Consider the following 19,445-nt stretch of genomic DNA (forward strand, 5'->3'; position numbering starts at 1 on the left):
ATGACTTTATTAGTCAAATTGGACATAGCGACGTTGTCCACTGCGGCTAACATAGCTCATCCAACGGTGACCGTCTGCATTGAGCACTTTGTCATAGTTAACTTTGTAACCTTTATCGAGGTAGAAAGCAACAGCACTAGCTGCAGTTGGTTCGTTTTTCACATTAACACGGTTGTCAAAAGTGTAAGAACCTGAACTTGGAAGGTCTGTTTTTGTTTCAGCTGGTGCACTGGCAGGTGTAGCAGGTGTTGCTTTTCCAACAGAGATGTAGCGACGATTACCGCTACGGCTGATATAAGAAATCCAATTTTGGTTATCTGCCACTAGGGTTTTGTCGTAGTTGACAGAATCACCAGCATTGTAGTAAGCAAGCGCTGGGCTTGAAGTTTTTGGTTCATTTTTGATATCTGCTCGTTCTGTAAAGCGATAAGTGCCTGAACTTGGAAGAGTTGATACAGCTTCTGATTTAGCTGGAGTTGCTGGTTTGGTTTCTTCTTTTTGTGGAGTTTCAACTGTAGTATTTTCAACTTTGTTGAGAGCAATGTAGCGACGTGTGCCACTGTAGCTAACGTAAGAAATCCAGTTGTAGTCGTCGGCTGTCAACACTTTATCATAGTTGACATACTCTCCCTTTTTAAACTCAAATTGTACTGGGCTTGAGAGTTTAGCGTCATTACGTACTTCTACTGTATCTGTAAAGGTGTATTTGCCACTTGCTGGGAGATTTGGTGTTTCTGATTTTGCTTGTGTGCTTGCTTCTGCTTCAACTGTCGTTTTTGTCGCAGCAACACCTTTTAAGCTGCCATCGTTTTGGACATAATACAAGTGAGCATTGTATTCACCAGTATTATTTTTGTGGTCGCTAATCTTAACAGCCACCTTGTAATCACCAGAGCTTTGTTTAGTAGCGTCGTACCAGATGATGTCATCTTGTCCATTTTGGCTTGTCCAAACAGGCACTTTCACCGCTTTGACACCTTGGGTGTCAGAGACATTGCTGACAACAACGTCAAAGCCTTTAGCAGTCACATTTTCCACCTTGATGTCTCCTGTTACAACACTAGGTTTAGATGTAGTTGCTGCTGTTTCGACTTTGCTGAGTGCAACGTAGCGACGAGTTCCGCTATTACTCATATAAGATAGCCAGTTGTAGTTATCAGCTGTCAACACTTTGTCGTAGTAGATTTGGTCGCCTTTTCGGAATTCAAACTGTACTGGACTTGAGAGTTTGGCTTCGTTGTGCACTTGAACAGTATTTGTAAAAACATAGTTACCACTTGCTGGCAAGTTCAAGCTTGCTGGTTTGGTTTCTTCTTTTTGTTGTGTTTGTGTTTTTGTAGTATCAGCTGTTGCTTTTTCGACTTTGTCAAGTGCTACATAACGACGTGTTCCGCTGTAGCTGACATAAGAAATCCAGTTGTAGTCATCTGCGGTCAATACTTTATCATAATTGACAGTTTCACCTTTTGTAAACTCAAACTCAACTGGGCTTGAAAGTTTAGCGTCATTGCGGACTTGTGCTGTGTCTTGGAAAACATAGGTTCCCTTAGCAGCTTGAGGTTTGCGGTTTTTGCTTGTTTCAGTGCTTTCAGCGTCTGTCACTTCTTCAAGAACCTTAGTGAGTTCTCCTACCTTAGCGTAACGGCGGATACCACTGTAGCTGACGTAAGAAATCCAGCGAGCATTTTCAGCGTCTAAGACCTTGTCATAGTTGACATATTCCCCCTTGTTGTAGTAGAAAGAAACGCTACTGTTGGTGCTTGGTGTGGTGTAAACGGCTGTCTTTTCAGTGAAGGTATAGCGACCACTAGCTGGTAATTCTGGACCAGTTATAACTTCTTTGACAACTTTGTCTTTAGCTGGTGCTTCGGCAGGTTTGCTTTCTTCCTTAGAAGTATCATCTTTAGTCGCTGCAGTTGGTGTTTCAGCCTTTTCAGGTGTTTTTACTGTTTCAGGATCACTTGGTTTAGTAGTTGTTGGAGTAGTTACTGGTGTTTCTGTTGGTTTTGCAGGTTCTGCGACAGTATCAGTTGTACTTGGTTTAGTTGCTGTAGGCGTAGTCGCAGGTGTTTCTGTTTTTGGAGCAGAGTCATCTTTATAGCTAAAGGTTGTACCTGCTGGTAGACTGTCTTTGTTGGTAATGAAGAAATCTGCGGTTGGTGTTTGTCCTTGGCGGACTGTTTGTGTGCGAACAGTTGGTTCATTCTTATCAGCGTCTGTTTGTCCAGCGACGGTGTAGTTAACTTTGACTTCGTCTGTTGAGCCGTCTGGGTAAGTGACGACAACTGTTGCTTCTTTGGTGACGTTAGTAGATGTTTGTGCTGTAGATGTAGCAGCTGGTTGTGTTGCAACATTGCTAGTTGATGTTGCTGCTTCTGATGGTGTAGTTGTGTTTTCTTTAGTTGTTGCTGTTGGTTGCGCTGGTGTAGCTGTACTTGCAGCTGGTGTGCTTGATACAGCTTGTGCTTGGGTATTGTCAACGACGTTTGTATTTGCCCAAGCTGAGCCTTTAGTTGTCAAATTATCAAAAGTGACGGTGTTGTCTGGTTGTGTGGATTTGTCAACTACAATTGTTCCACTGTTTTCAACGACAGTTTTTGCGACTGCTGAGTCACTTGCTGTTGTTTGGTCAGCCTTTGCGACTTGAGCATTTGCCATGTAGGCACAGCCAATCAAGACAGATGCTGCACCAAAGGCGTATTTGCGAATTGAGTAGCGTTGTTTTTCATTAACTCCATATTTCATTGTTCTTCTCCTCTATCTGTTAATAAATTGCTGTTACCATACAACGATTAACATCTTTTTCACCTTTATTTTACCTCTCTTTGTAACACATGTCAACACTTATTGTAATAAAGATGAAATATTTTTAATCAACATGATATTTTACCTTTCATCTATTTATTCGTAAAAGAAACTAAAAACGTGAACTTTTTTTGAAAAAAAACAACTTTCTACGGTAAGAAAGTTGTTTTTCATGTTATTTGCCAGATAATTTGGAGGCAAAACTCTTCGTCTGTAGCGTCTAAATGCAGTACGCCTCCTAGCTCTCTTGCAAAACGCTCGACGATAAATAATCCTAAACCGCTTGAAGTGGATGTCTTTGATAGATCTTCCGAATAAAAGCGCTCCGTTAACCGCTCAATATGAGTAATGGGTGCCTTTAAACCGTTTTTGACAGAAAGGCTAATCTCTTGTGTATTTTTTGAGAGCTCGACTGTGAGAAAATCTTGCCCGTGGTTAAGAACATTACCAAAGATATTTTGCAAAAGTCTCTGTAAAACCGCCTGATCAACCATCAACTGGATGTTTTCTTCAATAACAAGGTGAACTTCTAGACACTTTTCCTCTATGGCACTCTCATACATCAGTAAAGTCTGTAGAATCATCTCACTCACATTTGTCAAGATAGGCTCTAATTGCAAAGTTCCCTGTAATATACGATAATAATCCATCAGCAAAGTGAGACGCTTGTTGACCGTCTCTAACTGCTGCAAGGTAAAGGTGAACTTATCTCTAGCGTCTGTATCTAAAAATTCAGTTTTATAGGACAATTGCTGCACGTAACCACTAGCAACTGTCAGAGGTGTACGCAAGTCATGGGTGATATTTTGGATAGCGATTTGTAGCTCTTTTTGCTGAGCATGCAATTGCTTTTGCTTGCTTTCTTGATCTTCAAATAATTCATTGACTTGCTCAACTAAAGTTTGAAACTCTGGCATTTGCTCATGTGTTGTCAAGGTCAATAGCGATTGTGTTTCTCTTTTTTCTAAAATATCTGTATACAGTGTCCTAGTCGCTTGCTTAAAATATCTGTATCTAAACACGAAATAGCTAAGGCAGAGCACCAAGACTAAAATGACAAGCCACTCTATCATAGATCACGACTTTCTGTTAGACGCACACCAATCCCCCAAACAGTTTTGATATACTCTTGTGTCGGGTCTAGCTGATGCAGTTTTTTACGCAGATTACTAAGTTGGGTATTAGGCACATGCTCTTCTGCAAGAAAAGGTTCTTTCCATACGTTTTCATAGAGTTGGGCTTTGGTAAACACTTTTTGAGGATTTTCGAGTAAAAGCTTAAAAATGTCAAACTCTTTTTTACTCAGAGAGAGACTGACAGCTTCCGATCTTATCTCAAATGTCTGAAGATCAAGAGTGATGTTGAGATGTTTTAAGGTATCAGTAGGCTTGTCTGTGCTTGTGTGCGCTAGGCGCAGCTGAACAGCGATACGAGCACGCAATTCATTCAAATCAAAGGGTTTTGTCACATAGTCATTAGCTCCTGAGAGCAAATATTGACTCACCATTGCTTTATCATCCAGCGCCGTTACCATGATGATAGGGACATCAGAGAACTGACGAGCTTGCTCTAGCACCTCCTGTCCGCTAAGCCCTGGTAACATAATATCAAGCAAAACCAAATCAGGCTTTTCTGTCTTTAGATACAATAGTCCTTCTGTTCCTGAGTAAGCCTGAAGTACCTGATAATCGGTGGATAACTCTTCGCATAATAATCGCTGAATATCATTATGGTCTTCAATGATGAGAATAGTTGCTGTCATAATCTCCCCTACAATGATTGCCGTTTGAAAATCTGAATACTTGCTAAGAAACCAACGATAAACAAACCAAACTGCACACCAAGTGTTTTAGCCAACAGAGTGTTATTTGCTAAAATAGACTGGACATTTGATAAAATGGCGTCTACACTGACGAACATAATCAAATCATTTTTCAAAAAGAGATAGAGTATAGTGATGATGATAGACCATGTAAAGACAAATACAGTCACTAAAACCGTTGATTTCGTAGCCACCAACACAACCAAAGCTAGTGTGTAGGCAATCTGGATAACCGCTACTTGTAGTAAAAAGCCTAAAAAGAGATTCAGCCAAGCATCAGTGGATAAATGTCCCAGCGGCAAGTGGAGACTCGCAATTCCAAAGCTCACTCCGTAGATGAGTAAGCTCTCTACGATATTCAGCAAGAGAAACTCCACCCACTTTGTCACAACCAAAAGACCTCTTGAAACTCCGATAGTGATAGTGTTTTTGTATAATTTCTTAGTAAAATCAGTTGCTACAATTATAACAAAAAATGGCAGGTATAAAAAGTAATAGTTGCTAAAGTTATGGCTGGCGTAAAGCATGGTATCATAAGCCGTTCTTAGGACTACTTGAGGGCTTTCTTCTGCGACACTTGCTCCGATACTAAATTGTCCACCGCTTGCTGTAAGATAGACAACTCCCAAAATCAAGAGTTGAGCTATCCAGAAACCACGAGAGCGAAAAATTCTAAAATAATCTGCTTTTATCAATGCTAACATATCAAACCTCCTATGCTTTTTCATGAACAATATCGTTAAAGTAAGCCTCTAAATCTTGGCGATGGTAGTAAAGCCCATCAAAATCCAGATTATCTGAAAGCAACCAGGCAGCAATCGTCTTAATAGAAATATCTGCTGTAAAGATATTGACAACCTCTTCATTAACCACTTTAAAATCATGAATACCTTTTTGCTCAAGAAGATACGTTATAGCAGCTGTATTGCTTGACTCAACAACGATATATTCTTGGTTCATGCGGTTAAACTCTTCTTTGGTGAAAGTTCTCTTAACCTCTCCATCATGGATAATACCAAACTTTGTCGCCACCAAAAACAACTCAGAGAGGATATGGCTAGAGATGATAAAGGTAATACCTAACTCCTCATTGAGCTTTAAGATGAGTTTACGCAGGTCAATGATAGCAATAGGGTCTAAACCGTTTAGTGGCTCGTCTAAAATAACAAGGTCTGGTTTAGACAACAATGCGATAGCCAAGCCTAGTTTTTGCTTCATTCCAAGAGAAAACTTTTTATAAGGTTTTCTTCCTGTATCTTTTAGCCCAACTAAGTCTAAAGTTTCTTGAATGACTTTTGGTGCATTGACGATACCACGCAATTTGCAATAATACAAGAGATTGTCCTTAGCGCTTAGGTGGTCAAAAGCGACAGGCATTTCAATCATAGAGCTTGTTCGCTTGAGCGCTTTATTGTACTGGCTACCTTTTTCCTGTGAAAAGAGGAGGACTTGCCCTGAATCTGCCTGTATCAAATCTGTGATGATTTTTAAAGTCGTTGTTTTTCCCGCACCATTACGACCAACTAAACCATAAATATCTCCTTTATCAACACGGAGGGAAACATCATGAAGAATGGTTTGATGTCCAAATGTTTTTCTGACCTGTTTTAACTCTAGTAGTGCCATATTTTCCTCTTTCCTTAGCTTTTAATGCTATAACGTTTTCTTTTTATACTTCTATCTTACCCTATAAACGTCAGAAAACCCTCTACTATTTCTAAAATATTTCTAAAGTTTTTTGCACTGACGTCTCAATTCGCAAAAAAGACCACGCTCTAAGAACATGATCTTTTCGTCATTATCATCATTATAGCCAGCTGCTTGTCACTAGAGAGGCAATCTGGATGAGAAGGCGGGCTAGGCTGCTAGCTGAGAGGTGATTTTGCAGGCTTGTCATAGGCACTGTCGCCAAGACAGAAAGCAAAAGCCCCAAGCTTAAAGCACTGACACCTACTGATAAGACACCTCCAGTAATAGCAAAAGGTCTGCTATCAAGGCGCTCAAAAGAAAAGAGGTGCATAAAAATCCCAAGCAAGCGCCCAATGCCGTAAACCAGCGCATAAATGCCTACAAAAGCAACCCCAGCGTAATAGACATGGTCTAAGTCAAAGATATTGACGGACTTAAAAAAAGCAACGCTGGAGTCTTGAGTAGGATTTGAATAGGGCACCCACAAGGTCAAATGAGACGCTAAATCCTTAAAGCTCACACTGGCAATAATAAGCGCTAGCAAGCAGACAAAGGTGTAAAAAGCTTGAAGCCCAATCCCTCGGCTATAGCCAATGTAGAATGCCCACACTAAAATCAAAAAGAGAAAAACTGTCAGCATGCTTATTCTCCATCAGTTTCTTTTGGATTAGCCAGCAGTTTTTGACGTAATTCTTCATTTTCAGCCTTTAGAGTATCGTAGGCAACCTCACGCTCTAGCTGCATGGATAAAGAATTGATAGCCATTAAAATCGCAATGGTTTCACCGTCTGCTGACGGGAGTTTTTGCTTAATGTCCTCATACTTTTCCTGAGCGAGATGCTCAACTTCTTCCATAAAAAGGTTGTCTTTTTCTGTGGTTAAGGTGAGTGGCTTATCCCCAAAAACAAATTTATAACGATTTTTTCCTGTTTGTTTACTTGTCATAGTCATTACCTCTTATTTATTATACCCTAAAACAGGCTTTTCGTAAATTATTCTCATAAGGAAAGGAGAGATTATCCAACGTTCCTATACGGATAATCTAGGGGAACAATGCACCTACCAATGCATTGCTCCAGCTCTGCATGGTGGTATCACTTTCCTAGAAACCAAGGAAGCCGCTCTTAAACGAAAACAAAAATAAGCAGCACCTCAGCTATCTACACAAGCTCAACAAAATTATCCAGAGCCCATGGATGCAGACGAACCCTTTTAGTTTAAAGTGAAGTATTCAAAAAAACAGCGCATGAACTATCATGTGCTGGTTTTTGTTATAGCATAAGTATATACTAGTCTATCATATTAGTCATCTTGAAAATCGTTTTTCGTACTTTTTATTAAACAACCACTGCAAATTGACTTTAGGTTGCTTTTCGAGTTTGGCTGCCACTGGTTTGATGATTTCATCAACATAGCCTTGTGCTTCTTTCCGACGTTGCTCTGAACTGTCACTAAGATCCTTATGTCCCCCTATTTTTTTGTAGAAGTAGCTAATAAACTTTCCGCTACTTGAAAATAAATAGTAACTATATTGTTCACCTTTTCGTCCCCATATGATGGAAACCTCATATCTTCCTCCATTATCTTCATAAGTTTGTCTAACTGCCACAGAATTATCTTTTATAATACTATTATTCCCATCGATATTATATCTTATACCTTTAATCTCAGGCTCTTCTGAAAAATCTAAACCATCTAGTATAACCGCCATTTCAGGGTTTGTCCCCTTGGCATGAGGCATGTGCTTGGCATAGTAAAGCTGATAGGTAGCTAAATTATAACTAATATAGATAAATCCTACCAAAAATAGAACAAATAAAGTTATCAAAGTAAAGAATAGTGATTTTAAAATAGTCTGTTTTTTCATCCCTTTTATCTCCTACGTTTTCGGCTGCCTTTTTTCCGAGGTTTGATTGCTTTCTTAACAGAGTTAAAGACTTTTTTTACAAAAGAGGTCACTCGTTTCACGACTCTCTGTACAGGTTTGACAATTGGTCTAAACACCTTTTTAATCGTTTTTTTAACAGGTCTAGGAATCACCTTTCTCACAGCAGTATAGGCTTTCTTGACGACAGAGACCGTTTTCTTGACGCTAAAGGCAACAGCTCTAGGGATAGTCTTTGTGACAAAGTTGGTTACTGTTGTCGCAGCCTTTTTAATGACTTTTGGCACTGTTTTTGTGACAAAATGACTGACCTTTGAGACGACCTTTTTAGTAACATTGACAATAGGTTTCACAACCTTAGTGTTTATTGCCTGAATAGCCTTTGCCGCTGGCTTAATGATTCTTTTATCAACTGTTTTACCAATAAAGCTAGCAGTCGTCTTAAAAGGATGTTTCCGAAATTTATCAATATTTCCGTCATAAAGAACAGTATCTAAGGTCTTGATATTTTTCCCAATATTTTTATGTTTTCCAGTAGCTACCGAGTAAACTAATGCTCCTATACCTCCAACAGTTAATAAGTTGTAAATAATGTCCATAAAGGACGATAATTGGGCTTCTCCTTTATCAGCCATCTTTCCTTTACCATAAACTTGAAGAAAAAGCTCTTTGCGTTTCTTATCTAGGTCCTTTTGCCCGTAATATTTCAAGATACGCTCATCAAGTGGCAAATCTTTATAATCTGGATGTTTCGCTAAAATAATAGCATCCATGTCGGTATAGACATCAGAGGTAGGCATTGTGGTCAATAAATCACCAATAAGAGAATTTTGTTGCAAAATAGCAGTTCTCTGATTTGTATTATTGATAGTATCTCTGAACAGAGAGGAGTCAGTAAACAGAGGGAGAACGAGTGAGCGAGAAGCATAATGCTTAGTGGTTTCATCAGTAAAACTCTGCTCTTCTAAAGAAGCTAGCGTTGTCATGACATGTGCAAAGTCAATCTTACCGTCGTCATGATTACTTCTTATTGTTTCTTTTATATTACTCGGCACTGTGTAGGTGGAACCATTATAAGTGTTGTAGAGATTCTGTAGAAAGTCTGTGCTATAAGATGGCGATGCTAAGGTTAAAGCAATTTCTTTATTGATAGCACTTTTATTGTTACCGTACTTTTTCTTAGCTTTCTTACCAATTTCCTTGATAAACTTAATTAACTCATTCTTTTCTACACTATCCGTAATCCCTGTGTTAATACCGAACCAGTCTGTTTTAGAAGAAGTTATCTCCTTCTTCTGAATAGGCTTATTCTGTTTGGTAGGCGTAGGCGGACTAACCACTATTTGTTTCGTTGGAGAAAGAGGAACATAGGTTGGAACAGTTGTTCCAATGCTTGTCTGGATTGATTTCGTCGGTTTAGCATAGGTGTAAATGATGGTGATTGGGTGAGCAACTTGAGGGGTTACAGGCGTTACCTTAACTGTTGGTGTTTGTTGAAGAGTCACCGTCTTTTTAGGAGTCACTGGTTTAGGTACAACCTTATTGCGATGATAAAGGATAATCGGAGTCAGGATAGCCTGTGGTTCTTGAACTTCCTTAGGTTTTACAGGGCGACTCATGAATGTAGGAGCTATTGGTGGGGTTGGAGGATTTAAAATTCCACCCTTAACCTTTATATCTGAATTAAAGGCAAACCAATCTGCAAATCCGTTGGTATTACCGAAGGTAAAGCGGATACGTTCCGTCGATTTTCCGACAATTGCCCCAATATAGGCGTCAGGACTTGTTTCACTATCCCAATCAGCGACTAATGCTTCTTGATGCGTGTTACTATGGTTGAGGGCATAATCATTTTGAACCGTAATGGTTGAGCCATTGATAGGAAGAAAAGTACCATTATATTTTCCAACAAACTCTCCTTGACCCTCAAAAGAGTTAATACTAGCAAAGCTTGTCAGCGCATAGTTCTCAGCTGTAGGAATGAGTTCCTTTCCACTAGCATCAAAAAATTGCACGGTCATTTCCATCTCAAAGGAACTTTGCGTTTTGCCGTCCTTATTGTAGATATGTGTGTAAGAAGTGACAGTTGGGTCAGCGATAGCTTGGAAAATAACCTTACCAGAATAGTGGGTGGTTGCTAATAGTTTGTAGGTATAGCGAACTTTCTTTAGCTGATAACCAGAAAAACTGGAGTTCTCTAAATCGGTGTAGTCTACAATAACCGTGTCCCCTACAGCCATTAAAGCACTATTCCAAGTTCCTTTAGTAGTCACGGTTTGCTTCGTCAGAGGTGCTGTTACCGTTCCAGGATCCATCCAGCCATTGCTATCCTTAACGACCGTGTTAAGAATAGCATCAGGAATAACAGTTCCAGTAAAGGTTTGCGTGGCATTTGGCTCAGAGCGAAAAATGAGATTCTGAGCAAGAACTTCAGGTTAATAACCAGCTTTATCTGTGTTTCCTAAGGCGGTTTGATAGTCCTCATCGTAACGAGCTTTAGCTAAACGATAAGTCGTCTTTAAATCAACTTGATATTGTTGCTCCTTTTTCTGGTAATCTTGGTATTGAACAAGGTCTTGTTGATAGGTTTCAACTTGTTTTAGATACTCTTGATGAGCTTTTTCAGCAGTTTGATAGTTACGTTTCGCTTCTTGATAATTTTGGGTCACTTCAATGACGGTCTGGGTTTGTTGAGAATAGTTCTCTTGAGATTCTTGGGCGGTTTCAAAGCTTTCTGCTTCTGTTTTAACCGTCATAATCCCTTCAGCTTTAGCTTGTGAAATAGCTTGATTCAGCTGAGAGTTATCAGTGTAAGCTTCAGTCGTAGGAGATGTAGCTGTTGAATTGGAGTCGGTTTCAATTTGGTCAGAAGTTATATTTTCTTCTGCTAATGCATGAGGAGCTGCTAGCAAACAGTCCTATTCCTAAACGTCGGTAATGTTTCGTCTTCATAAATCTCCTGAATAGTATTAGTTTAGCAGGCAAAAAAATCCAATTTTATTATATCAGTATTTATCATTTTAGAAAAGAGTAGATAGCTAAAAAAGTTACTTAATGAGGCTTTTCAGTTACAGGCTTATCTTTTTATGATATAATGCTAATTATGAATACAGTCGTTATGTCTTCTGATTTAGCCTTGCAAAAACAAGTGATGAAGCGTTTAAAAGCCTATCAAGTGCCTAATAAAAACCCACATCTTGCTTTTTTTGCAAAGATGGATGGCTGCAGCGTCTCACTCTACCATTCTGGAAAACTCGTTTTCCAAGGGAAAAGCGCTTCAAGCCTAGCACAGACTTTTGGCTACGCCAAAGAAATCACAACAAACGCAGCGCTCAATCAGCAAACACAAGCACTGATTGGCTCTGATGAAGTGGGAAACGGCTCTTACTTTGGTGGGTTGGCTGTCGTGGCTTCTTTTGTCACACCTGATGATTTTTCTTTCTTGAGAGAGCTAGGTGTCGCCGACTCCAAGACTCTGACAGATGACAAAATTTGCCAGATAGCTCCTCTCCTAAAGGAAAAGATTCCTCACAAGAGCTTGCTTTTATCACCTCGAAAGTACAATGAAGTCGTCGGGGCAGGGAAACCTTACAATGCTGTTTCTGTCAAGGTGGCGCTTCACAATCAGGCTATTTTTTTACTCCTGCAGGAGGGAGTGCGACCTGACGGCATTGTTATCGATGCTTTCACCAGTCAAAAAAACTATCTCAACTACCTCAAGCAGGAAAAAAATCACTTTGATGAAGCATTTTCTCTTGTGGAAAAAGCAGAGAGTCAGTTTTTAGCCGTTGCAGTTAGCTCTGTCATTGCTCGCCAGCTCTTTTTAGAAAATCTCCAGCAGCTTAGCCAAAAAGTCGGCATGCAACTACCAAGTGGTGCTGGTGCAAAATCTGATAAGGTCGCTAGTCAGCTTTTGAAAACACAGGGCATGTCTGCACTTGAGGAAACCGCTAAATTGCACTTTGCTAATACTCAAAAAGCCATCAAGCTTTTACACTCTTAGGAAAAAAAGGAACATTTATGAAGAAATTTATGAAAGAATGGGGACTTTTTATCTTCATTTTCGCTGTTATTGGACTTAGTCGACTTTTCTTGTGGCAGTTTGTCCGAGTAGATGGGCACTCAATGGACCCTACTCTTGCCAACAACGAAAGGCTCTTGGTGCTTTCACACACCTCTATTGACCGCTCTGATATTGTGGTCGCTTCTGAGGAGGAAGATGGTAAAAAGAAAATTATCGTTAAGCGTGTTATCGGGCTTCCTGGTGACACTATCAGCTATAAAAACGATGTCTTAAAAGTCAATGGTAAAGTCGTCAAAGAGCCTTATCTTGAGACTTACCAAAAGCTGTTTAAAAAGGATAAATTGCAAAGCACCTACTCTTACAATGCTCTGTTTCAAGGCTTAGCTGAAAAAGCAACAGCCTTTACAACGGATGCTAATGGTAGTGCTGACTTTACTATAACCGTTCCAAAAGGGCAGTATTATCTTCTTGGTGATGACCGTATCGTCTCTAGAGACAGTCGTGAGGTTGGTACCTTTAAAAAGAAAGATATCATCGGAGAAGTGAAGTTCCGTATCTGGCCATTTAACCGCATAGGAACTGTTCAATAAAAAATAAGAGGGAGATGTGATCGACCTCTTATTTTAACACTCATAAATAGGACAATATCATGGAATACTTTTTCACAGGCAGTATTGAGCGCATTATCTTTGAAAATGCCAGCAATTTTTTCAAAATTTTACTCCTCAATATCGAAGATACGGATAGTTCTTTTGATGATTTTGAGATTATCGTCACAGGTATCATGGCAGAGGTCATAGAGGGAGAGACCTATACTTTTTGGGGCGAGCTGGTCGAGCACCCAAAGTACGGCGAGCAGTTGAGCGCTAGTCGGTACGAGCGCCAAAAGCCGACTGCTTCAGGTTTGATTAACTATTTTTCCAGCAGCCAGTTTAAGGGCATTGGTAAAAAAACAGCTGAGAAAATCGTGACCCTTTATGGCAATGACCCTATTGATGCGATTTTAGAAGACCCAAGTAAGCTGGATACTATCTCTGGTCTGTCAAAAGTCAAAAAAGAGCAATTTATCGCTAAACTCAGACTCAACTACGGTAGCGAGCAAATCCTCTCAAAACTAGCAGAATACGGTATCTCTAACCGCTATGCTATGCAGATTTTTGACCATTACAAGGAGACAACGCTCGATGTTATCACGGACAATCCTTATCAATTGGTCGAGGATATTCAAGGGATTGGCTTTAAAATCGCTGACCAGCTAGCCGAGCAGCTAGGAATTGCAGATGACTCCCCCAAGCGCTTTCGGGCTGCACTCCTTCATTGCCTTTTGAATATCTGCATGAATAGTGGAGATACTTATGTTGAGGCACGGCGCTTGCTTGAGGAGACCTTGACACTTCTCGAGCAATCACGGCAAATTGAGATTGACCCTGCACTCGTTGCAAACGAGCTGACACAGCTCATCAACGACGAGAAAATCCAGCATGTGGAAACAAAGATTTTTGATAACAGTCTTTATTTTTCAGAAGCTGGTATCCAAAAACAGCTTCACCGTATCCTTAACTTTGAACTCAAAAATCGAGCTAGCGATGAGCGTATTGAAAAGAAACTCCAAAAAGTCGAGAAAGAACTGGGGATTAGCTACGACTCCATCCAAAGACAAGCCATTCGTGACGCCCTCAGCTCCAAGGTCTTTATCCTAACAGGTGGACCAGGAACGGGAAAGACAACTGTTATTAACGGTATCATTCAGACCTATGCTGAGCTCCATACGATTGACTTAAAAAAGACAAAGGATTTGCCTATTGTCTTGGCAGCGCCGACTGGAAGAGCTAGCCGCAGGATGAATGAGCTGACAGGACTTCCGAGTGCTACCATTCACCGTCATCTAGGCTTAAACCGTGACCAAGAGTTTCAGCTTTTAGATGATGAGTTGGATTGTGACTTGATTATCATTGATGAGTTTTCAATGGTGGATACTTGGCTTGCCCACAAGCTTTTTTTAGCTCTGCCCTCGCACGCACAGGTCATTATCGTTGGCGATAGCGACCAGCTCCCTTCTGTCGGACCGGGGCAGGTCCTTGCAGATTTGCTCAAAATCCCTGAGCTTCCAAAAGTCTGCCTTGAAAAAATCTTTAGACAGTCTGAAGACTCTACTATCGTCACACTGGCAAGTCAGATAAGACAAGGGCTTTTGCCAGCTGACTTTACGGCTAAAAAGCCTGACCGCTCTTACTTTGAAGCGCAAGCCAATTACATCCCAGATATGGTGGTCAAGATTGTTGCGTCTGCACTTCGAAATGGTATTAAGGCTCAAGACGTTCAAGTCCTCGCCCCCATGTATCGTGGACAGGCTGGTATCAACAACCTCAATACACTGCTTCAAGAACTACTCAATCCCGAAAAAGACCTCTCCTTTACCTTTAACGATATGACCTTTCGTAAGGGTGACAAGGTCCTCCACCTCATCAATGACGCTGAACACAACGTCTTTAACGGCGATATTGGTTACATCACAGACCTCATCCCTGCCAAGTACACAGAGTCTAAGCAAGATGAACTCTTTATTAACTTTGACGGGCAAGAGGTTATCTATGCCAGAAAAGACTGGATGAGAATAACCCTCGCTTATGCCATGTCCATCCACAAATCACAAGGGAGTGAATTTCCTGTGGTTATCCTGCCTATCACACAGCAAAGCAGACGTATGCTAGAGCGTAATCTCATCTACACTGCCATCACACGTGCTAAGAGTAAGCTCATCCTACTCGGAGAGATCAGTGCATTTGACTATGCCATCCACACACAAGGCACCAAGAGACACACCTATCTCATCGAGCGCTTTTTGGAGCAAGACCTCCCTGCAAGCGAGAAAGCTAACGACAACTCTAGCGACAAGGAGACAAACCAATACCGCTTGACAGAGGAAAATATCACCACGATTGACCCCATGATTGGGCTTAGCCAAGAAGAGATTGATTTCTTTTTCAAATCTTAAAGAAAACGTTGACATTCTGTCAATTCGTATTATAATAAACGTAACATCATATTTTTTAGGAGGTTTATTATGATTTCATATGAAAAAGTGCGTCGGTCGCTAAAATCTTGGAATAGCTTTATCGCATGGGTAAACACCCTTGGTGCAGTCTTTAAGGTTTATCTCATCGCAAGCTACTTTTTTCTCTTGAACAATCTGGCTGAGATTAAAAAGATGTATTCTGCTAGCCAGTATCAAGCGATTCTCGCCTCAACGCATATCAGTGTACTTGTTCTTACGATTATAGGATTGGTGGCAAACATCACCATTGCTTACTTGGCATTTCGCAATCGTAGTCAAATAGTAGACAGTGAGCCTGACTTGTCGCCTTATCTGATTGGTATCATCTATACTGTTGGCTACAATGTCCTCTCTATTATTATGTCTATCTCTCTAGGTGGCTCTTTTGTGCCGACATCACTGATTGTACCACTGCTCTTTTTAGCTTTGTATGTCTACGTCTATCGCAAAGCTCAAACATTACTTGCTAAAGAAGACTAAAAAAGCACTCAACTTGAGTGCTTTTCATCATAATCAAACAGTTGCAAACGCTGATAAGCATCGTCAAGCCCTGTCACTGTCACCCCAAGCAGACGAATGCCAGCTTTATTTTCCTCCAAGCTATCATAAATCGCTTGAGCTGTCTGCTCAATCAGCTCTAGGTCACTAGTCAGGTCATCCAGAGTCACACGCTTGGTCAAGGTCGAAAAATCTGCATAGCGTACTTTCAAAACAATGGTGCGCCCGAGTTTGTGGTTCTTCTCAAGGGTCTCAGCGACACGTCTAGCATTGTTGCTAATCTCAGCCTTGATGTCCTCATCAGCAAACAAAAGCTTACGATAAGTGCGCTCGCTGCCAATGGACTTGCGCTCACGATTAGGCTTGACAGGAGAATTACTAATACCTCGTGCCTTACGATACAGGTCATAACCAAAGCGCCCAAAGCGGTCAATCAGCTCCATCTCAGGCACCTGTTGCAAGTCAGCTCCAGTGTAGACAGACATGGCATGCAATTTCTCAACGGTCTTTTTACCCACACCGTGGAATTTCTCGATAGGAAGTTTCGCTAGAAAATCCTCAGCGTCCTCTGGTAAAATAAGCGTAAGCCCTCTTGGCTTTTCATAGTCAGACGCCAGTTTGGCTAAAAATTTATTAAAGGACACGCCAGCAGAGCAAGTGAGATGTAGCTCCTGCCAAATATCGTGTTGGATGAGTTTAGCGATTTTAATGGCTGACTTGCTATTGATTTTATTTTCCGTGACATCTAGATAAGCCTCATCAATAGACATGGGCTCCACAAGGTCAGTATAGCGCTTAAAAATCTCACGCACCTGCATACCAATAGCACGGTATTTAGCGTGATTGCCCCTGATAAAGACAGCCTGTGGGCAGCGCTCATAAGCTTCTTTTGAGGACATGGCAGAGTGGATACCGTATTTTCTCGCCTCGTAGTTACAGGTCGAGACAACACCTCGACCACCTGTCAATCTGGGGTCAGATCCGATAACGACAGGTTTGCCTTTTAGGCTGGGGTCATCTCGCATCTCAACGGCAGCAAAAAAAGCATCCATGTCAATGTGGATAATTTTTCGTGATGTGTCATTGACTAAAGGAAAAATAAGCATACCCACCTCCTGTTTTTCTTCTCCTATTATACAATTTTCAAGCCAAGTTGACTGTTTTGGGATATTTATAATACAGTTAAGGTTTATTTAGTATACTGTATTATAAAAGAAACTTTTAGAAAACGCTTCTTTTGATTTAGAAAACGCTTACTATATGGTACAATAAATTTGTAAATGTAACAGATAGTGTTACTAGAATAAGGAGAACATAACATTATGGCAACAGTAAAAACGAACACTGACGTCTTTGAAAAGGCTTGGGAAGGCTTCAAAGGAAATGATTGGAAGGAAAAGGCTAGCGTTTCACGTTTCGTGCAAGCAAACTACACCCCTTATGATGGTGATGAAAGTTTCTTAGCAGGACCGACTGAGCGCTCTTTGCATATTAAAAAAATCATCGAAGAAACAAAAGCAGGCTACGAAGCAGCAGGTCGCTTCCCTATGGACACTCGTGCGACTTCTATTGCTGACATCCCAGCTGGTTTCATTGACAAAGAAAACGAACTCATCTATGGTATTCAAAATGATGAATTGTTCAAATTGAATTTCATGCCAAAAGGTGGTATTCGTATGGCTGAGACAGCCCTCAAAGAACACGGATACGAACCAGACCCAGCTGTGCATGAAATCTTCACAAAATATGCAACAACTGTGAATGACGGTATCTTTCGTGCCTATACTTCAAACATTCGTCGTGCTCGTCACGCACACACTGTAACTGGTTTGCCTGATGCTTACTCACGTGGTCGTATCATCGGGGTTTATGCCCGCCTTGCTCTTTACGGTGCTGACTACCTCATGCAAGAAAAAGTCAACGACTGGAATGCGCTTACTGACATCGACGAAGAAACTATCCGTCTGCGTGAAGAAATCAATCTTCAATACCAAGCACTCGGTGAAGTGGTTAGACTTGGTGACCTCTACGGAGTTGATGTGCGTAAGCCTGCTATGAACACCAAAGAAGCTATCCAATGGGTTAACATTGCTTTCATGGCTGTCTGTCGTGTCATCAACGGTGCTGCAACTTCTCTTGGACGTGTGCCAATCGTTCTTGATATCTTTGCTGAACGTGACCTTGCTCGTGGTACTTTCACTGAAAGCGAAATCCAAGAGTTTGTTGATGACTTCGTCCTTAAACTTCGTACTGTAAAATTCGCTCGTACCAAAGCTTACGATGAACTTTACTCAGGAGACCCTACTTTCATCACCACTTCTATGGCTGGTATGGGAGCTGATGGACGCCACCGTGTCACTAAGATGGACTACCGTTTCCTAAACACACTGGACAATATCGGAAACGCTCCAGAACCAAACTTGACCGTTCTTTGGTCAGATAAATTGCCTTATGCTTTCCGTAGATACTGTATGGCAATGAGTCACAAACACTCTTCTATCCAATATGAAGGTGTCACAACTATGGCTAAAGAAGGCTATGGTGAAATGAGCTGTATCTCATGCTGTGTGTCACCACTTGACCCTGAAAATGAAGAACAACGTCACAACCTCCAATACTTCGGTGCACGTGTTAACGTTTTGAAAGCCCTTCTTACAGGTCTTAACGGTGGTTATGATGATGTGCATAAAGACTACAAAGTCTTTGACGTAGAGCCTGTTCGTGACGAAGTGCTTGACTTTGAAACCGTCAAAGCAAACTTTGAAAAATCTCTTGATTGGTTGACAGACACTTATGTCGATGCCATGAATATCATCCACTACATGACAGACAAGTACAACTACGAAGCTGTTCAAATGGCATTCTTGCCTACACGTGTTCGTGCTAACATGGGATTTGGTATCTGTGGTTTTGCAAATACTGTAGACTCTCTATCTGCTATCAAGTACGCTACTGTTAAACCTATCCGTGACGAAGATGGCTACATCTACGACTATGAAACAATCGGTGACTACCCACGTTACGGTGAAGATGATGACCGTGTAGACTCAATCGCTGAATGGTTGCTAGAAGCCTTCCACGGACGTCTTGCAAAACACAAACTCTACAAAGACGCTGAAGCGACTGTATCACTACTTACCATCACATCAAACGTTGCCTACTCTAAACAAACAGGTAACTCTCCAGTCCACAAGGGTGTTTACCTCAATGAGGATGGTACTGTCAACCTTTCTAAGTTGGAATTCTTCTCACCAGGTGCTAACCCATCTAACAAGGCTAAAGGTGGCTGGTTGCAAAACTTGAACTCACTTGCAAAACTGGATTTTGCACACGCAAATGATGGTATCTCACTCACCACTCAAGTATCTCCACGTGCACTTGGTAAGACCTTTGATGAACAAGTGGCGAACCTTGTCACTATCCTTGATGGTTACTTTGAAAACGGTGGACAACACGTCAACTTGAACGTTATGGACCTTAAAGATGTCTACGATAAGATTATGAATGGTGAAGATGTTATCGTTCGTATCTCAGGTTACTGTGTCAACACCAAGTACCTCACTAAAGAACAAAAAACTGAACTCACACAACGTGTCTTCCACGAAGTTCTCTCAATGGATGACGCTGTTCAAGATTTAGTTTAATAAACTCTAAAAGCTCTTGTTTC

16 protein-coding genes are annotated in these 19,445 nt (G+C 40.9%); 5 read left to right on the forward strand and 11 right to left on the reverse strand.

Annotation, left to right across the window (positions count from 1 at the left end; all coding sequences use genetic code 11):
• Positions 1-9 precede the first annotated feature (9 nt).
• From G5B60_RS09030 to G5B60_RS11490, 10 genes are all read right to left on the reverse strand, one after another.
• Positions 10-2,745, reverse strand: coding sequence for an SH3 domain-containing protein (locus G5B60_RS09030; protein ID WP_164683699.1), 2,736 nt, complete (start codon positions 2,743-2,745; stop codon positions 10-12).
• Between the two features lie 230 nt (positions 2,746-2,975).
• The gene (locus G5B60_RS09035) at positions 2,976-3,746 is read right to left on the reverse strand and encodes a sensor histidine kinase (RefSeq protein ID WP_164683700.1); all 771 of its coding nucleotides are present in this window, start codon (positions 3,744-3,746) and stop codon (positions 2,976-2,978) included.
• Positions 3,747-3,874: 128 nt separating this feature from the next.
• Positions 3,875-4,567: a response regulator transcription factor gene (locus G5B60_RS09040; protein WP_164683701.1), complete on the reverse strand. Its 693-nt coding sequence runs from the start codon at positions 4,565-4,567 to the stop codon at positions 3,875-3,877.
• 8 nt (positions 4,568-4,575) lie between these two features.
• On the reverse strand, positions 4,576-5,331 hold the full coding sequence (locus G5B60_RS09045) for a hypothetical protein (RefSeq protein ID WP_164683702.1): 756 nt from the start codon (positions 5,329-5,331) through the stop codon (positions 4,576-4,578).
• A 10-nt stretch (positions 5,332-5,341) separates the two neighbouring features.
• A complete protein-coding gene (locus G5B60_RS09050; RefSeq protein ID WP_164683703.1) occupies positions 5,342-6,253 on the reverse strand; it encodes an ATP-binding cassette domain-containing protein in 912 nt (303 codons plus the stop codon).
• Positions 6,254-6,434: 181 nt separating this feature from the next.
• Positions 6,435-6,956: a CvpA family protein gene (locus tag G5B60_RS09055; protein ID WP_164683704.1), complete on the reverse strand. Its 522-nt coding sequence runs from the start codon at positions 6,954-6,956 to the stop codon at positions 6,435-6,437.
• Positions 6,957-6,958: 2 nt separating this feature from the next.
• Positions 6,959-7,261, reverse strand: coding sequence for a cell division protein ZapA (gene zapA / locus G5B60_RS09060; RefSeq protein ID WP_164683705.1), 303 nt, complete (start codon positions 7,259-7,261; stop codon positions 6,959-6,961).
• 361 nt (positions 7,262-7,622) lie between these two features.
• Complete coding sequence (locus G5B60_RS09070; RefSeq protein WP_164683706.1) at positions 7,623-8,183, reverse strand: hypothetical protein; 561 nt, start codon at positions 8,181-8,183, stop codon at positions 7,623-7,625.
• Positions 8,184-8,188: 5 nt separating this feature from the next.
• The gene (locus G5B60_RS09075) at positions 8,189-10,516 is read right to left on the reverse strand and encodes a GbpC/Spa domain-containing protein (RefSeq protein WP_241154528.1); all 2,328 of its coding nucleotides are present in this window, start codon (positions 10,514-10,516) and stop codon (positions 8,189-8,191) included.
• 120 nt (positions 10,517-10,636) lie between these two features.
• Entirely contained in the window at positions 10,637-11,113 is a 477-nt protein-coding gene (locus G5B60_RS11490; RefSeq protein ID WP_241154529.1) for a hypothetical protein, read from the reverse strand.
• A 191-nt stretch (positions 11,114-11,304) separates the two neighbouring features.
• On the opposite strand from G5B60_RS11490, the gene rnhC reads away from it, so the two are divergent.
• From rnhC to G5B60_RS09095, 4 genes are all read left to right on the forward strand, one after another.
• Positions 11,305-12,204 (forward strand): ribonuclease HIII, encoded by a 900-nt coding sequence (rnhC, locus tag G5B60_RS09080; RefSeq protein WP_164683707.1) that lies wholly within the window; start codon positions 11,305-11,307, stop codon positions 12,202-12,204.
• Between the two features lie 17 nt (positions 12,205-12,221).
• Positions 12,222-12,815, forward strand: a complete 594-nt coding sequence (gene lepB, locus G5B60_RS09085) for a signal peptidase I (RefSeq protein WP_115270930.1) — start codon at positions 12,222-12,224, stop codon at positions 12,813-12,815.
• 59 nt (positions 12,816-12,874) lie between these two features.
• The gene (gene recD2 / locus G5B60_RS09090; RefSeq protein WP_164683708.1) at positions 12,875-15,220 is read left to right on the forward strand and encodes an SF1B family DNA helicase RecD2; all 2,346 of its coding nucleotides are present in this window, start codon (positions 12,875-12,877) and stop codon (positions 15,218-15,220) included.
• A 69-nt stretch (positions 15,221-15,289) separates the two neighbouring features.
• Positions 15,290-15,760: a hypothetical protein gene (locus G5B60_RS09095; protein WP_164683709.1), complete on the forward strand. Its 471-nt coding sequence runs from the start codon at positions 15,290-15,292 to the stop codon at positions 15,758-15,760.
• Positions 15,761-15,768: 8 nt separating this feature from the next.
• On the opposite strand, the gene dinB is transcribed toward G5B60_RS09095, so the two are convergent.
• Positions 15,769-16,884: a DNA polymerase IV gene (dinB, locus tag G5B60_RS09100; RefSeq protein WP_164683710.1), complete on the reverse strand. Its 1,116-nt coding sequence runs from the start codon at positions 16,882-16,884 to the stop codon at positions 15,769-15,771.
• Positions 16,885-17,100: 216 nt separating this feature from the next.
• Here dinB and pflB point away from each other — a divergent pair, with 216 nt between their 5' ends.
• Positions 17,101-19,422 carry a formate C-acetyltransferase gene (pflB, locus tag G5B60_RS09105; protein WP_164683711.1) on the forward strand — a complete coding sequence of 774 codons (2,322 nt, stop codon included), beginning with the start codon at positions 17,101-17,103 and terminating at the stop codon, positions 19,420-19,422.
• The last annotated feature ends 23 nt before the right edge of the window (positions 19,423-19,445 follow it).

The sequence above is a fragment of the Streptococcus hyointestinalis genome, from assembly GCF_011039275.1.
Classification (GTDB): Bacteria; Bacillota; Bacilli; order Lactobacillales; family Streptococcaceae; genus Streptococcus; species Streptococcus hyointestinalis_A.

Coding starts and splice junctions, on each gene's coding strand:
- G5B60_RS09030 (WP_164683699.1), bottom strand. CDS start 2,745: ATGAAATATGGAGTTAATGAAAAACAACGCTACTCAATTCGCAAATAC.
- G5B60_RS09040 (WP_164683701.1), bottom strand. CDS start 4,567: ATGACAGCAACTATTCTCATCATTGAAGACCATAATGATATTCAGCGA.
- G5B60_RS09045 (WP_164683702.1), bottom strand. CDS start 5,331: ATGTTAGCATTGATAAAAGCAGATTATTTTAGAATTTTTCGCTCTCGT.
- G5B60_RS09050 (WP_164683703.1), bottom strand. CDS start 6,253: ATGGCACTACTAGAGTTAAAACAGGTCAGAAAAACATTTGGACATCAA.
- G5B60_RS09055 (WP_164683704.1), bottom strand. CDS start 6,956: ATGCTGACAGTTTTTCTCTTTTTGATTTTAGTGTGGGCATTCTACATT.
- zapA (WP_164683705.1), bottom strand. CDS start 7,261: ATGACAAGTAAACAAACAGGAAAAAATCGTTATAAATTTGTTTTTGGG.
- G5B60_RS09070 (WP_164683706.1), bottom strand. CDS start 8,183: ATGAAAAAACAGACTATTTTAAAATCACTATTCTTTACTTTGATAACT.
- G5B60_RS09075 (WP_241154528.1), bottom strand. CDS start 10,516: ATGGATCCTGGAACGGTAACAGCACCTCTGACGAAGCAAACCGTGACT.
- rnhC (WP_164683707.1), top strand. CDS start 11,305: ATGAATACAGTCGTTATGTCTTCTGATTTAGCCTTGCAAAAACAAGTG.
- lepB (WP_115270930.1), top strand. CDS start 12,222: ATGAAGAAATTTATGAAAGAATGGGGACTTTTTATCTTCATTTTCGCT.
- recD2 (WP_164683708.1), top strand. CDS start 12,875: ATGGAATACTTTTTCACAGGCAGTATTGAGCGCATTATCTTTGAAAAT.
- G5B60_RS09095 (WP_164683709.1), top strand. CDS start 15,290: ATGATTTCATATGAAAAAGTGCGTCGGTCGCTAAAATCTTGGAATAGC.
- dinB (WP_164683710.1), bottom strand. CDS start 16,884: ATGCTTATTTTTCCTTTAGTCAATGACACATCACGAAAAATTATCCAC.
- pflB (WP_164683711.1), top strand. CDS start 17,101: ATGGCAACAGTAAAAACGAACACTGACGTCTTTGAAAAGGCTTGGGAA.